This is a genomic window from Bacteroidota bacterium, from assembly GCA_023957335.1.
Classification (GTDB): Bacteria; Bacteroidota; Bacteroidia; order NS11-12g; family UBA955; genus JALOAG01.
Genome location: JAMLHC010000001.1, coordinates 405616 through 421761 on the forward strand (window position 1 = coordinate 405616; position 16146 = coordinate 421761).

10 protein-coding genes are annotated in these 16146 nt (G+C 37.2%); 1 reads left to right on the forward strand and 9 read right to left on the reverse strand.

What is annotated here, in order from left to right; genetic code table 11:
• Positions 1-10: 10 nt before the first annotated feature.
• The 9 genes from M9892_01735 to M9892_01775 all read right to left on the reverse strand — a co-directional run bounded on the left by M9892_01735 (position 11) and on the right by M9892_01775 (position 13184).
• A complete protein-coding gene (locus tag M9892_01735) occupies positions 11-1033 on the reverse strand; it encodes a 2-oxoacid:ferredoxin oxidoreductase subunit beta (protein ID MCO5253071.1) in 1023 nt (340 codons plus the stop codon).
• Positions 1023-2864: a 2-oxoacid:acceptor oxidoreductase subunit alpha gene (locus tag M9892_01740; GenBank protein ID MCO5253072.1), complete on the reverse strand. Its 1842-nt coding sequence runs from the start codon at positions 2862-2864 to the stop codon at positions 1023-1025. Before M9892_01740 ends, M9892_01735 begins: the two co-directional genes overlap by 11 nt.
• 152 nt (positions 2865-3016) lie before the next feature.
• Entirely contained in the window at positions 3017-4399 is a 1383-nt protein-coding gene (locus M9892_01745) for a quinol:cytochrome C oxidoreductase (GenBank protein MCO5253073.1), read from the reverse strand.
• 26 nt (positions 4400-4425) lie between these two features.
• Complete coding sequence (locus tag M9892_01750; GenBank protein ID MCO5253074.1) at positions 4426-5067, reverse strand: cytochrome c; 642 nt, start codon at positions 5065-5067, stop codon at positions 4426-4428.
• An 11-nt stretch (positions 5068-5078) separates the two neighbouring features.
• A complete protein-coding gene (locus M9892_01755) occupies positions 5079-5669 on the reverse strand; it encodes a DUF3341 domain-containing protein (protein MCO5253075.1) in 591 nt (196 codons plus the stop codon).
• Between the two features lie 28 nt (positions 5670-5697).
• Complete coding sequence (gene nrfD, locus M9892_01760; protein ID MCO5253076.1) at positions 5698-7053, reverse strand: polysulfide reductase NrfD; 1356 nt, start codon at positions 7051-7053, stop codon at positions 5698-5700.
• Between the two features lie 28 nt (positions 7054-7081).
• Positions 7082-10240, reverse strand: a complete 3159-nt coding sequence (locus tag M9892_01765) for a TAT-variant-translocated molybdopterin oxidoreductase (protein ID MCO5253077.1) — start codon at positions 10238-10240, stop codon at positions 7082-7084.
• A gap of 33 nt (positions 10241-10273) precedes the next feature.
• Positions 10274-11935, reverse strand: coding sequence for a c-type cytochrome (locus tag M9892_01770; protein ID MCO5253078.1), 1662 nt, complete (start codon positions 11933-11935; stop codon positions 10274-10276).
• 292 nt (positions 11936-12227) lie between these two features.
• On the reverse strand, positions 12228-13184 hold the full coding sequence (locus tag M9892_01775) for a hypothetical protein (protein ID MCO5253079.1): 957 nt from the start codon (positions 13182-13184) through the stop codon (positions 12228-12230).
• Positions 13185-13797: 613 nt separating this feature from the next.
• Between M9892_01775 and M9892_01780 the strand changes: the two genes are divergently transcribed.
• Positions 13798-15972, forward strand: a complete 2175-nt coding sequence (locus M9892_01780; GenBank protein ID MCO5253080.1) for a carbonic anhydrase family protein — start codon at positions 13798-13800, stop codon at positions 15970-15972.
• Positions 15973-16146: the final 174 nt, after the last annotated feature.

Below are 16146 nucleotides of genomic sequence, written 5' to 3' on the forward strand. Positions count from 1 at the left end.
AATTAAAGTTTCAATCTACATTCCAAGTAAATTTTCCAGCAATAATTTTATCTATATCGTTATCACTTACCTGCTCAGATTTAACACAGAACTGTTCATCATAAGTCAATCTATTTTTTGCGTAGAAAACTCCAAATGGTCTTGGGAAATCAGGCATAACTGTGAACTGTGCCAGCATAGTAGCTTTAAAATAATCCTCGGGGTCGTGTATCCATTCATTCTTTGAATTTACATCACTTAACCCCACTATTTCAGGTTGATGACCATTTAATACAATGGCTTTATTTCTTTCTTTACCAAAAGTGAGTTGTTTTCCTCTCTCTAAGATGATTGTGTTGTCATCTTTTAATTCTTTATCTGTAAAACTCTCAAAGGTACCGTCATTGAATATGTTACAGTTTTGATAAATTTCCACAAAAGAAGTCCCCTGAAACTGAGCAGCTTCCAAGATAGTAGCCTGCAAATGAGCCGAAAACCTGTCAATAGTTCTAGCCACAAACGAAGCACCGGCACCCAAAGTTAATGCAGGTGGGTTGAATGGTGTGTCTATTACCCCGTATGGTGATGATTTAGTAACAAGCCCGGAATGTGAAGTGGGTGAATGTTGTCCTTTAGTTAATCCATAAATTTCATTATTAAACAAGAGTACATTTACGTTGGGATTTCGCCTGCACAAATGAATCAGATGATTTCCACCAATAGACAAACTGTCTCCATCTCCTGTAATAATCCATACATCCAACTCAGGGCGGGTTATTTTCAACCCTGTAGCAATCGCGAAGGCACGTCCATGAATGGAATGCATTCCGTATGTATCCACGTAATAAGGAAAACGCGAAGAGCAACCAATACCGGAAATAAAAACAGTATCTTCTTTTCTTTTGCTAAGTTGTGGTAATACCTTTTTGACAGCATTCAACACCGCATAATCTCCACAACCAGGACACCAGCGAATATCTTGGTCACTTTCAAAATCCTTAGCTGTATATACTACAGGTTGCTCAACCTGTGTCATTGATGAATCAACTTCCATGATTAATCTCTATTATTTTTTCTAAAATCTCACGTGCAAGGAATGGTTTTCCTTTCACTTTATTTAATTGAATAATTTCAGCGTTAAACTTACTTTTCAAGATAAAAGACAGTTGTCCCATATTAAGTTCCGGAACCAAAATCTTATCAAAATTAGCCAGTACTTTTTCAAGGTTTTTGGGAAATGGGTTTAAATATCTCAAATGTGCTTGACTAACATTAATTCCTGATTTATGTGCATCTAACACAGCGGTAGTAATTGCTCCAAGAGTTGAGCCCCAACCCAATACCAATAATTTTCCGGTATCAGGTCCATTCATAATGCTAAGTTCCGGAATAAAGTCCACTACTTTATCCACCTTTTTCTGCCTCAACTCAGTCATTTTCTGATGATTATCCGGGTCATAAGAGACATTTCCCGTAATATCTTCCTTTTCTAATCCACCGATTCTGTGCTGAATTCCTTTCATGCCCGGTACAGCCCACTGACGCACATAATTTTCATCACGTGCATAAGGCTGGTAATCTGTTTCAGCATGAGCAAATTTTGTTTTAATTTCAGGCAAATCTTTAAGAGAAGGGAAGCGCCATGGCTCTGCTCCATTTGCGATATATCCGTCACTAAGTAAAATGACGGGGGTTACATGTTCCAAAGATAATTTGGCAGCTTGAAAAGCCATTTCAAAACACTCTTTAGGGCTGCCTGCAGCCAGTACAATCATAGGACACTCTCCATTTCGTCCAAACAATGCCTGAAACAAATCTGCTTGCTCTGTCTTTGTAGGCAAACCTGTAGAAGGACCACCTCTTTGCACATTACAAATCACCAAAGGTATTTCCAAAGAAACAGCAAGTCCAATTGCCTCGGCTTTCAAAGCCATTCCGGGACCTGAACTTACCGTTAGTCCAAGACTTCCTCCATAAGAAGCTCCAATGGCGGCACAAATTGCGGCAATCTCATCTTCTGCCATAAAAGAATCAACACCTCGTTTCTTATGTTTAGCTAGTTCATGTAGGACATCAGAGGCAGGGGTAATAGGATAAGCACCTAAAAACAACCTTAATTTAGCCTTATGTGCAGCAGCCACAAAGCCGAGTGCCAACGCTTCATTGCCGGCAATTCCTCTGTATTTTCCGGGTTGCAAGGGTGCCGGCTTCACTACATATCGTTCATTGAAAACCTCGATAGTTTCTCCAAAATTCCATCCGGACTGAATCAACATTTTGTTCCACTCTGCCCACTCACCCTTCTTGCCAAAACGTCTTTCTGTCAACGCAAAAACCTTATCTAGTGGTCTTTGATACATCCAACACACAAGACCCAGAGCCACCATGTTCTTACCTCTTTCAATTTCTTTATTTCCGAGACCTTTGTCAGAGAGTGTTTCTTTGGCAACCTTAGTCAAGTCCACATTGATAAGCTTATACCCTTTGGTTTGAACCTCTCCGAGCGGATCTGCATCTGCAGGATATCCGGCAAGTTTAAGATTTTTTGCATCAAAACCGAGCGAATTTGCAATCACAATTCCGTCCGACTTCAGTGTATTCAGGTTGCTTTTGAGTGCTGCAGCATTCATTGCCACCAATACATCACAACTATCTCCCGGTGAATAAACACGTTCATTCCCAAACTGTATTTGGAATCCTGAAACCCCTGCCACAGTGCCAATGGGGGCGCGAATTTCAGCAGGAAAATCAGGGAAAGTAGCAATGTCATTACCGGCTAATGCAGAGGTGGAAGTAAATAAATTACCTGAAACTTGCATCCCGTCACCGGAATCTCCAACAAATTTTATTACTACCGAATTAAGCTCCTTTTCTACTATCGTCATCTCACTTGTGTTTGGCGCGGCAAAGTTACTAAAATTAAAGCCTATTTAGAATTATTTTAAACATCAGCTAAAAGTGATTAAAAGATTTAAAATCAATATTCATAAAAAAGGGCTGTATTGCTACAGCCCTATGACATATCAATATTCAATGATTATACACCTACATCGTGGTGAGCTGATTCTTCAAGGTAAGGGTGATTCATGGCAACAAGAGCACGTTTGGTGAGTGCAATCAATGTCAAATAAATAAATGCGCCTGAGAAAAGCAATAACATTCCTACTTCTAAAAATCCTAAATTAGCTAAAGAGCCAATAGAACCGGGCATTACCATTAAATACACATCAATCCAATGACCTAATAATACCAGTAATGCAACAGTGGCTAAAATTCGAGGATTTCTTTTTGCATCTCTTGTCATCAAAGCGAAGAAAGGCAGAACAAAATTTAAGGCAAGATTAATATAGAAATAGGGTTTCCATTGATCCATCAATCTAACTTGGTAATAATAAACCTCTTCTGGAATATGTGCATACCAAATCAAGAGAAGCTGTGCAATCCAAATGTATCCCCAGAAAATAGAGAATGCAAAAATGAATTTACCTAAATCGTGTATATGTTCATCTGTAACCAACTGTAGGTGACCGATAGACTTCAGATAGAGTACAAACAAAGTTATCACACACAATGCTGCTACAAATCCGGTAGCAAAATTATATACAGAGAAAATAGTCGAATACCAATGTGCATCGATACTCATGATAGCCAACCAACTCAATACGCTAATAGAAAATGCGAAGAAAACAGTAAAACCGGCAGACCATCTGATAGATTTTTTAAATGGTGTAAGTCCTCCTTCTGCATCTTCTTTTTTGGACAAAGAATTTAATTTATTACCCATTAAATACCAGATAAGCGGGATAAGTACAATGCCACCAATGAAGAAAGAAGAGTTTAAGAACCAAGATTTACCATCCAAAATTTTGTCATATCCTGCATCACCGGGTTTTAAACCTTCATGCTCATAATGCGCCCAATGGAAAAGATCCGTTTTGCCGATTATCAAAATCAAAATAAACACACCGGCAGCAATAGGCAAGAATTTAGTAGCAGCTTCAATCACTCTTTTAAAAACAGTTGTCCAACCTGCATTTGCAACGTATTGCAGTGCCAAGAAAAATAATGATAATGAACTGATTAACAAGAAGAAATAAGAATTTGCAAAAATATTAGCATACACTCTTGCATACCATGGTTTGTGTGCACCCGCATCTTCCGGAGTGGGAGGAGGCAATGGGTGATTCACCTGATGGTCGCCATAATAGTTAAGATGTGGTGCAGCATCAGCAACATCATGGTTTGCATCATGTTGATGTGTAGCCGCTTCTTCTTTTGCAGGCTGTGTTTTGGGTGTTGTAACAACTCCAATTATTGTGAGCAAAAGTCCAAGTACAATAAGAATCAAACTGAATTTAGTAGCTTTCTTATTACCTGCGAAGAACTCTGGTTTTATTTCTATTTTATGTCCGTGCGCCATTTGAATAACAGTTATTTGGTTTAAAATTATTTCTTAGTTTTATCTTCATTATTAGTTTGTTCTTGCACAACAACGGGAGTTTTTTGATAACCTACTCCACTTAATTCTTGCACATGAGCCACTACTTGCCATCTTTCTTCCGGTGTGAGAACAGAGGCATGACTACCCATATTATTTTTACCATAAGTAATTACATGGTACATCTTGCCGGCAGGAAGATTTTTGATATAATCATCATCATAACCCTTCCAAGGGGGTTTAATAGAGGCAACTCTTTTAAATACATTGCCATCATTATGACCTTCAATACCGTGACAAGGTGCGCAATAGATATTATAAAGTCTCTCTCCTCGGGCTTTATCAAAGACAAAGTTATCAGGATAGTGAATTTGTGTAGCGGATGCTTCATATCCTTCACCATTATTATCCAAGGGGTAGGCATAATCCAACTTACCCACTGCAATACTACCTTTTACGGGTTCTCTCATATTTGAACCATATTTGTTCAATGTATTGGAATCCTTTTCCTTAAAGGGTTCATATCCTTTGTCATAATACATATCAGGGGCATATTCAACTCCGGGATTATTCCCTCTGCTTTTTGCACAAGAAGTCAAAAGAAAAGAAAATCCAATGAATGAAATTAATATAAAAAAATACTTGTTCATGTTCTCTGTTGTTATCCGTTATTAATCACTTTATCCTCAAACTCATTATTGTCCAAATTCATCCTTTCTTTGATAGTTACTGCACCACGTTCGTATAGGAGCTTAACTAATTCATCTTTGTTAATTCCTTCTTCGTCCAATGACAGAGCAAGTATGATTCTGTCATTAGTTTGTCTGGGGTCAATGACTTCGTTGGGAATTTTACCATGAATCATGGCACTTCTGATAAAGAATAGAATTACAATACCAAATGCAGTACACAAGATTGAAAGTTCAAACATCACAGGCACCCAAGAAGGAATCCCTGCATAAGGTTTACCACCAATAATCATAGGCCAGTCAAAAAACATAATTCCGGCTTGCAAGATAATAGCAAGTGACAATCCGGTCATAGCGGCAATAAAGGCTCCAATAGGCAATCTGGAACGTTTAAGCCCCATGGCTTTTTCCATTCCATGTATTGGATAGGGTGAATAACAGTCAATGATATTCACGCCTTTGCCATATACAGTTCGAGTTGCATCTAAAGCAGCATCACCATCTTCGAAAATTCCGAATAGAAGATTTTTGCTGTTTCGTAAACTTAATTTCTTGTCAATCATTTATTTCTAATCAATTTTAGTTTGTGAATTATTCGCTATCTTTCAAAATTGTTTTAATCTCAGCTATATTAATTACAGGAAGAAACTTGGCAAACAAGAAGAAGAATGTAAAGAACATTCCAAAGGTTCCAAGATAAATTCCTATTTCTACCCAACTGGGTGAATATAAAGCCCAACCGGATGGTAAATATTCTCTGTGAAGTGATGTTACAATAATCACAAATCTTTCAAACCACATTCCTACGTTTACAATAATAGAAAGGAAGAATATAAACCATGGTGTTGTTCTTGCCCATTTAAACCAAAAGAACTGTGGAGAAATCACATTACAAGTCATCATACTCCAATATGCCCACCAATATGGACCAGTTGCTCTGTTAATAAAAGCGTATTGTTCATATTCAACACCTGAATATGCAGCAACAAAAAACTCGGTAATATATGCTATACCCACTAAACTACCTGTCAGCATAATGATTTTAGCCATAGCCTCGAGGTGTCCGATTGTGATATAGTCTTCATAATTTAAAACTTTTCTTGCTATAATCAACAAGGTTGCCACCATACCGAACCCGGAGAAAATAGCACCGGCAACAAAATAAGGAGGGAAGATCGTTGTATGCCAACCCGGAACGACCGATGTAGCAAAGTCAAAGGATACAATGGTATGCACTGACAACACAAGAGGTGTAGAAATTCCTGCTAAAATCAAAGAAACAACTTCATATCTATTCCATGTTCTGGTAGAACCAGTCCAACCCATTGAGAAGAAATTGTACCAGAATTTGCGACCTTTTGTTGTAGCTCTGTCTCTAATTGTAGCAATATCCGGAATAAGTCCCAAATACCAGAAAATAAGTGACACAGAGAAATATGTACTAACCGCAAACACGTCCCACAAAAGAGGTGAGTTAAAGTTTACCCACAAAGAACCAAAAGCATTAGGCAAAGGAAATACCCAATACATACCTACCCAAATACGTCCCATGTGAAAAAGCGGGAATAAAGCTGCACATAAAACGGCAAAGATGGTCATCGCTTCAGCAGAGCGATTGATAGACATCCTCCACTTCTGTCTGAACAGAAGCAGAATCGCAGAAATTAATGTTCCGGCATGTCCGATACCAATCCACCAAACGAAATTGGTGATATCCCATCCCCATTGCACAGATTTATTCAATCCCCATGTACCTATTCCGACCATGGTAGTGAGCGCAAGTGTAAATGCTAATAACCCGAAGAAAATAACAGCAAGTGTAAATCCTACTTTCCACGTTGTAGAAGGTTTATTCTCAATTGGTCGGCAAATTTCATTGCTCACTTCAGCAAGTGACTTATCCTTTGCTAATAATCGCGGGCGTATTGTTGTTAAATTATGACTCATTGTTTCTTAAATGGATTTATCTATAAAATTAAATATTTCTGATTTTGGTTAAGTATTTAACCCCTTGCTGTAGATTCAGTTCTTCAAGCAAGTGATATGAACGTTCATTTCTGTAAACTTTTGAAACCTCACTGTTTGTATCATTCAAATCTCCAAATACAATAGCATTGGCCGGACATGATCTTTGACAAGCAGTTTGAATCTCTTGATCCATAAGCTCTCTTCTTTCGCGTTTAGCTTTGAGTTTGCCGTCTTGGATTCTTTGCACACACATTGAGCATTTTTCCATAACCCCTCTCGTTCTAACCGTAACATCCGGGTTGATAACCATTTTGCCCAAATCATTATTAAAGAAGAAGTCGAACTTATCATTGTCATTGTATCTAAACCAATTGAACCTTCTAACTTTGAACGGACAGTTATTGGCGCAATATTTAGTTCCAATACAACGGTTATATGTCATTTGGTTCAAACCTTCAGTACTGTGAGTAGTAGCCAATACAGGACAAACGGTTTCGCAAGGTGCGTTATCACAATGCTGACACATAATAGGTTGGTGCATTACAGATACATTTTCGTAGTAATTGTATTCACCGTCTTTCTTTTTAGCTTCAGCTCTGTCAAGCGCTTCAATTCCTTTCTCTTTGGTAACAACATCCGGTTGATAGTCTCTTTTTAGGAATAAATCATTTGAATAATCAGTATGATCAACATTCTTAAACGCAAAATATCTGTCAATTCTGATCCAATGCATTTCACGTCTTCTTCTAACCTCGTCACGACCAACTACAGGTACATTATTTTCGATGCTACAAGCAACCACACAAGCACCGCAACCGGTACAAGCATTCAAGTCAATAGCCATAGCCCAGTAATGTCCCGGATTATCATCTCTCTTATACTCTTGTCTAGACCAAAGCTCATAGAGATGAGGTCTTTGCATATCATTGCCTGCATAAGGATTTTTATTGAATTCGGTTTGTGTTGCTTCTCTCAACAAATCACGTCCTTCAATTGTATTATGAGTTTGTGTTTGTGCCAATACATAATGTCCGGAAACTTTTTCTATCTGTACACCGGAAACTGTCCATTGTCTTGTGCCGTTTAAGAATGCTGCAAATGGATAGGCATTCTTACCTATAATTTCATAAGAACCTTTTTCGGCAGCTTTTCCTTTTCTTCCATAACCAAGCGCAATAGAAATTGTGTTATTAGCCTGTCCTGGCTGAATGTAAACAGGGAATTTGTCAATAGTAACACCATTAAAAGTAACTTTTACCAAATCACCGTCTGCTATTTTTTTCTTCTCCGCCAATGCTTTTGGTAAACAAACATAATTATCCCAAGTTACTTTTGAAACCGGGTCCGGCAATTCTTGAACCCATGGGTTACCACAGAACTTCCCATCTCTGATTCCTACTTTTTGATACAAAATCAAATCAACCGCATTGTTGTCTTCAGGAGCTAATTTTGTTATAATCGGTCCATAAGAACTGAACTCGGCAGCATAGCTTACCGGTGTATTCTCAACTGCAGGAAGATTATAGACTCCATCATGAAGAACTTTATTAAATGCTTCCTCGTTGGAAACTCCGGCAACATTTGCTATCCAATAATTTTTAAGGTATGTGTAATAGATTGAAGTATCAAACTTCTGTGCCATGACCTCTTTTCCTGCAAAAGGATCCTTGGCGGGTTTTTCACCCAAACCACTCCAAGTTAACAATGAAATTTCGGCTTGACGAGTATTGAAAACCGGTGAAATGGTAGGTTGAATCATTTGCAACTTGCCCTTCTTTGGTTCTGCATCTCCCCATGACTCTAAGTAGTGGTTGTCAGGGCACACATAATCAACCATTTCGGAAGTCTCATCCATATAACTTGAGAAAGAAATCTTGGTTTTAATTTTAGCAAGAGCATTTTTTACATTGTCCGCTTTATGATAGTTATAAGCAGGATTTGCATCCCAGAAGATAACTGCATCATAAGCGCCATTAGATGCATTTGATAAGAACTGATCGAAATCGTTGTCAAGTCCTTTATATTGATTTGAATAATTGTTTAAATCAATTGTGTTTCCATAGTTTCCAAGTAAGAAATTCAATCCGTTTATCATCTGTTGAACATAAGGGTCATTAGAGCCTGATATGATGATAGAAGCACCTTGATTTTCTAACAAGTCCTTAGCAACATTATCCAAAACATTACCTGCAAGGTTTAAGTTTCTTGTAATCGGAATTTTTGCAGTTCCTTTTTTGTCAGCAATTTTATTGTAAAGTGTAGCAATATAAAGAGCTTCACTGGATTGTTTCATCGGGAATCTGATATCTGCATTGGTACCTGACAAAGACAAATTAGATTCAAATTGATAATGTCTTGACATAGACCCTGGTTTTCTACCACGAGTATATGAACCTGTGAATTCAACCGGAGAAATCCATGTTCCAAGAAAGTCAGCCGCAAAACTTACAATGATTTTAGATTTAGCAAAATCATAAGATGGTATTACAGCTTTTCCAAATCCATCAGCGTTAGCTTTCAATATTCCACTGTATGAAATCGCATCGTATGTAATATGGTCTGTACCATATTTTTCACTAAATTTTTTAATAACAGAAAGGGAAGATGGGCTATGAATAGTACCTGAAACAATAGCAATCTTTTTGCTTGCTGACAATGCTTTTCCGATTTCTCCATCAACAGTTGCCCAATCAGTTGCTTTTCCACCTTTCATCGGACTTGTCAGTCTGGCAGTATCATAGAGCGACAAAATGCTTGCTTGTCCCAAAGCAGAAAGACCACTTCCTGAAAAAGAGTTTGGATTACCATCAACTTTAATAGGGCGCCCTTCGCGGACTTTAACTTGAACACCATATCCTTCTGAGGTTGCTCCAAGTGTGGAGTTATAATAATTTGCCACACCGGGTGTAACATCTTCCGGTTTCACTAAATACGGAATTGCCTTTCTGATTGGAGCTTTGTTACAAGCTGCCAAAGCAACCGCAGTAATACTAAAACCGAAGAATTTTAAGAAATCTCTTCTGTTGGAAGACAGTTCAAAATTGTTCTCCGAAAGTACTTCGTCAAGAGGGAGGTCTTCACTAAATTCCTTTTTCAGATCTGCCTGAAATTCGGGTGTGTTGAGTAACTCTTCCTCACCTTTCCAATATTGCGTTTTATTAGACATTTAGATTTTTTGAAATTGATTAGTTGAAATTAATTAATAATGACATTTAGAACATTCTAAACCACCTATATTAGCAATGGTAATGTTGATTTTACCATCTTTCAGATATTTGCTTTTATTTCCGTTTTTGTCAATGTCCTTCTTAGCAAGAGCATGTAATTTTTCGTAGTAATCATTATTTTCTACATCGACTCCTGTGTTTCTGTGACAGTCAATACACCATCCCATTTGCAGGGTTGAATATTGCTGAATCACTTCCATTTCTTGAACCGGACCGTGACATTTTTGACATTCTAATCCAGCAACATTTGCGTGTTGAGAGTGGTTGAAATATGACAAATCAGGTAAATTATGAACTCGCACCCATTTAATGTTTTTGGGATTGTTTCCAAATCTTTCTCCCGGCTTTGCATCAGGATTGTAATCTAATGCAGTATAAATTTTTTGAATTTCCGGAGAAACTTCTCCATTGTATTTATCTCTTAACTGAACTCCCACGTGACAGTTCATACATGTATTAAGAGAAGGGATGCTGGCAGCTTTGCTATAATCAGCCGTGCTGTGACAATAACGACAATCAATATTTAACTCTCCGGCATGTAACGCATGGGAATATGCTATTGGCTGTGTAGGTGCATATCCTTTTTGAACACCTACTTCGGTCACACCAAAGTAGAAACCATAAATACCAAGTACCAGACCCACACTTACAATAATTAAAATGGTATTAATCGTTCTACGCGAAGTATTGTATCTGTTCTTTAAGAACTCTGTTACAGTTTTTTCTTTCTTATCACCTGATTCAAATTCATGGATTACATTGTTTAGTTTTCTTCTGATTCTATACAAGATAATAGCTACGATTAGCAGCACAATAGCAATCACCATCACTACATAAAGTGTGGTTTTATTATAGAAACTGCCTTCAGTTTCAGGCTTTCCGCTCTGTCCTTTATCGGCTGCTCCGGTATTGTCTGCAACCTTAGGTGCACTTTCAAAATCAATCCATGCCAAGATTGCATCTATATCCTCTGTAGATAGATTTTCGTACACATTCATGGCAGCACTATTGTACTCTTTGTAAATTGCAATAGCATCTGCATCTCCGGACTCTCTCAACTTCACGTTGTTGTGAATCCAACTATGCAACCAATCTTTGCTTCTGCGTTTGCTAACATCCTTCAATGCAGGACCTACCAACACTCTATCAATCGCGTGACAAGCCATACATGCTTGTTGCTCAAACAATTCTTTACCTTTTTGAACAAGCGGGCTTGGTGCACCACCGGCAACGGGAGCAGCCTTGGGAGCGCTCTCTTCGTCTATCCACATCAAAATGGACTTGATGTCATTATCCGTTAGGTTTTCATAAACATTCATTGCCATGCCATTGTATTCATCATAAATGGCTTTAGCATCTTTATCCCCGGATTCACGCAACTTCACGTTATTTCTAATCCACTTGATCAACCATTCTTCGCTCTTTTGTTTGGTGATGTCTTTGAGCGCAGGTCCGATTACAACACGGTCGATAGCGTGACAAGCCATACAAGCTTGCTGTTCAAATAACTCTTTTCCTTTTGCAGCAGAGGGCTCGTTCTGTGCCTTGGCTGAAAATGCACCATAAGTAAATAATAGGGCAGTCAAGCTAAACACCCTCACCGCATTTCTGATTATGTCTGATAGTCTTATCATTAGTAGTGGTAATATTTTATAAGATCAAATCCGAAGCTATATTGCTTCAGAAATTCGGGGCAAATATAGAGCAGTTTCAATATGTCAATAATGTTTTTAACAATTCAACAGTAATTTAAAAACACTCTAAATAATGGCTGTAACAAATTGATATTATGCGAATTAAAATTAGATTTCAAATCTACTAAAATAACAAACGTATAATAGTTAGTTTGTATTTTTTTTTAGAATTATGACTGAATCGGCTCTATTGAAATCACAATAGGCAACAAAGAATCAGAATTAGCCGGGGTTATTTGGGCTCTCTGATATTCAAGAGTTTCAGGTGATATTCTAAAAATGTTCCTGCACCATTGATTTTCACAGACGTTTCTAATCTAAACTCAGTCAAATTATTTTTGACCTTGTCAAACGCCTGATATTCGTCCTGTGCGATAATGATGCGAGGCGGGGGTATGGTTACGTCACTGTTGGAAGTGGAACGAAGATAGTTCAAATAGTCTTCGGCAAGAGTCTGAAAATCGCCTTCATCCGTTTTAGCATTAAAAACATGTTTAATTTCATTGGGCTTATCCGTTGTGATGTAGAATAATTCATCTCCTGCTTTGCTGATGGGTTCACGGTCTTTAAATGGGTTGATGATATCGCAAACAACGGGAGCCTTATACCATAGATTAACGTTGCGCCCCATGATGGAGAACATATTCAGGTAGTAATTGACCACTACGGCTTCTACTTCTTCTTGTTGCTCATATATTTTTCTATAATCTCCGTACGTCTTCAAACTTATCTTCTTATTTTCAAATTCCTTTCTGAGGTTTTTATAGAGTGTATCTCTCCATTGTTCCCAGTTTTGCAACCCTAAATAATTAAAAGCATTGTCGAATTCCAGCAAGAGGGGAGCATTTTTCATTGATTCAACGGTTTCCAGAAAAGCTGTTTTGCTGACTTTATCATATTTCGTATAATGCGTAATTTGAACTATCCAAGTATTAGAATCTGTATGGGTAATGTTCATAACGGAATAGAGTGAATCTATCGTCATATAAATAGGGGCATCTCGCTCATTGGTATTCAAATGGGTAGTTTTGTGCAAGTACACCATTTCCATTCCATTTTGCCATGAAGGCTTAAAAGTATAGTGTATGGAAGTATCTTGTTGCGCAAAACTTATATGGCAATTGATTACTACCAACAGTATCAACGACAATTTAAAAAATAAAGAGATAGGGTTGATTTTATTTTTCATAATAACATTCCAAACCGCTGCAAAGATGCAAAAAAACCATGCCAAAGTTGTCCGACTAAATCAACAATACTGATATAGGAAATTCCAAGTTAACGAAAAGTATTTTCCAGCAGTGACTGGTGTTGTTACCAACCACTCAAATTATTGACATCAAAATCTATATTCATAAAGACATTCAAAATTCATTACTCCTAAAATTTATGTAGAAATGAGAACTACAATAATATTAAAAGGCAGGTAATAAAAACTACACCTTGTGTTGATTTACAAGGTTGATGTAAATACACCATCTTATGCTTAACAGCAAAAGTTGAATTAAAGGCTGTTACAAATGGGCGCTTTTCAAAAAATTAAACCTTCCGGAAAACTATAACACTTCCTTGTTATTGATATTTATTTTGTGTAGGCGATACAATACTTATCTTGAAAAGATTCAAAAAAATCAATAAGTTTGCAACATGAATAGATATACAAAATCAACTGTTGAATACACATATCAATGGACAACTTATCAAGTTGACGTTTTCCAAATTTACTTAGGAAGCTCTAAAGAACTTAGGGACTTAGAATACAAAGTTTGGATATAAGTGGGAAAATCATTCATAAAGACATCATGAAAAGTAAAATTATTGCAAATCTGAAATATGATTTACCGTCAGGTATGGTGACATTCTTGGTTGCACTCCCATTGTGTCTTGGCGTAGCGCTCGCATCAGGTGCGCCTCTCATATCGGGTTTAGTGTCTGGAATTATTGGAGGGATAGTAGTAGGTATGATAAGTGGTTCAAGCACAAGTGTTAGTGGACCTGCCGCAGGGCTGGCTGCGATTGTACTTTCTTCAATTGAACAATTAGGCAGTTTTGAATTATTTCTGGCCGCGGTTGTCATTGCAGGGATTATACAGTTAATAGCCGGGTTATTAAAAGCAGGATACATTTCCGATGCTTTTCCTTCTAATGTTATTAAAGGCTTACTTGGGGCCATCGGCATATTATTAATCTTAAAACAAATCCCTCATGCTGTTGGATTTGATGTGTCAGAGAAAGGCGATATTTTGTTTCTAGATGAAGATGGGAAAGGAACCTTTTCTTTTCTGAGTGAAATCTTCAATCATTTGCATCTTGGGGCAGTTTTAGTTGCGGGAATAACAATTCTTGTCTTAGTTGTATGGGATAAAACTCCAATGAAAAAAATTCGTTTTTTCCCTGCTTCTCTCTTCGTAGTTCTATTGGCAGTTGCAATCAATAAATTGTTTATTACCAACTTTCCTCAACTGGCATTATCAGATGCTCATCTTGTAAATATTCCAAAAGTTGATGGATTAGCATTGTTTTCATCTTTTAAAATTCCCCAGTTGTCAGTATTGGTGAATAGCGATTTTTGGATTATTGCGATTACAATAGCTATTGTTGCATCACTAGAAACATTACTTAATATTGAAGCTGTCGATAATTTAGACCCACACAGACGGCATTCTCCTCCCAATAGAGAATTGGTAGCCCAAGGTATTGGCAATATATTTTCAGGCTTTTTGGGAGGGTTGCCTATAACTTCTGTTATCGTTCGCAGTTCAGTCAATATCAATGCAAATGCACAGTCCAAGACTTCAACGATTTTGCATGGGATTTTATTAATGGGAAGTGTTTTTGTTCTTAGCCCACTTCTCAATTTAATTCCATTATCAAGTTTAGCGGCCATACTTATTGTTACGGGATATAAACTTGCCAAGGTATCATTATTCAAACAGATGTATAAAAAAGGATTAAACCAATTTATCCCATTTATGGCAACCGTAATTGCTATTATATTTACTGATTTATTAATTGGTGTAATTATTGGTCTTTCTACAAGTGCATTCTATTTGTTAAAATATAACTATTTGAATCCTTTTTTATTACAAAGAGAGAAAGTATCCTATGGCGAAACAGTTCGCATAGAACTACCCTCCCAAACAACCTTCCTTAGTAAAGCAACAATGAAGAATGCTTTGTGGCAGATACCTGAAAAATCAAAGGTAATAATAGATGCGTCACGTGCGGTGTTTATAGACCATGATATAAGAGAGTTACTGGATGATTTTAAGACAACCGTTGCCAAAGAAAGACAAATCCAATTAAATATTATTGGCGGTAATGAGGACACCAATGTGGCTGATTATCTGCAATTTGAAAATGTAATCGATCAAAAACAACAAGAATACTTAACTCCAAAAGAAGTTATTGAATTATTAAAAGATGGGAATGAGAGATTTGTAAATGGAACACTATCACGAAAATTCTTCCCCAATCAAGTAAAAGCAACCTCAAAAGGTCAACATCCTATGGCAATTGTGGTTAGTTGTATTGATTCACGAACTACCGCAGAGAGAATGTTTGATACAAATATTGGAGATTTATTCAGTGTAAGAATTGCGGGAAATGTTATTAATAAAGATGTGTTAGGGAGTATGGAGTTTGCTTGTAAAATAGCAAAATCTAAAGTAATTGTAATAATTGGACATACTAAGTGTGGTGCTGTCAAAGGGGCTTGTGATGAAGTAAAGATGGGAAATCTTACGGAATTACTCGACAAGTTGCAGCCTGCTATTGACAAAACTTTGACCATGACCAAAGGAGATAAAATATTACCTTCTCAAGTTGATGAGGTGGCAAAAGTAAATGTAGAATTATCTGTTGAAGCGGTATTATCGCAAAGTGAAATTCTTAACGACTTATGTCAAAAAGGCGAAATTGCAATCATTGGAGGCATGTATGATGTCCATACAGGTAAAGTTACATTTTTTCATTGATAACTCGCCAATCCTGTCCTCAATCTTTGAAACAAAAAATAATAGAAATCCCAAAAGAATTCTCAATTTCTTTGTTTGTTCAGATTGCTGATACTCTACGGGCGGGGACTCTTTGTATATCAAGATGATTCGATTATCTGTGACAGAACGATGACCATTGATAATGTAAGTTAA

Bases quoted from the DNA above. Each gene is read 5' to 3' on its own strand.
- nrfD (MCO5253076.1), bottom strand. From the start codon at position 7,053: ATGAGTCATAATTTAACAACAATACGCCCGCGATTATTAGCAAAGGAT.
- M9892_01780 (MCO5253080.1), top strand. From the start codon at position 13,798: ATGAAAAGTAAAATTATTGCAAATCTGAAATATGATTTACCGTCAGGT.
- M9892_01770 (MCO5253078.1), bottom strand. From the start codon at position 11,935: ATGATAAGACTATCAGACATAATCAGAAATGCGGTGAGGGTGTTTAGC.
- M9892_01740 (MCO5253072.1), bottom strand. From the start codon at position 2,864: ATGACGATAGTAGAAAAGGAGCTTAATTCGGTAGTAATAAAATTTGTT.
- M9892_01750 (MCO5253074.1), bottom strand. From the start codon at position 5,067: ATGAACAAGTATTTTTTTATATTAATTTCATTCATTGGATTTTCTTTT.
- M9892_01745 (MCO5253073.1), bottom strand. From the start codon at position 4,399: ATGGCGCACGGACATAAAATAGAAATAAAACCAGAGTTCTTCGCAGGT.
- M9892_01735 (MCO5253071.1), bottom strand. From the start codon at position 1,033: ATGGAAGTTGATTCATCAATGACACAGGTTGAGCAACCTGTAGTATAT.
- M9892_01765 (MCO5253077.1), bottom strand. From the start codon at position 10,240: ATGTCTAATAAAACGCAATATTGGAAAGGTGAGGAAGAGTTACTCAAC.
- M9892_01755 (MCO5253075.1), bottom strand. From the start codon at position 5,669: ATGATTGACAAGAAATTAAGTTTACGAAACAGCAAAAATCTTCTATTC.
- M9892_01775 (MCO5253079.1), bottom strand. From the start codon at position 13,184: ATGAAAAATAAAATCAACCCTATCTCTTTATTTTTTAAATTGTCGTTG.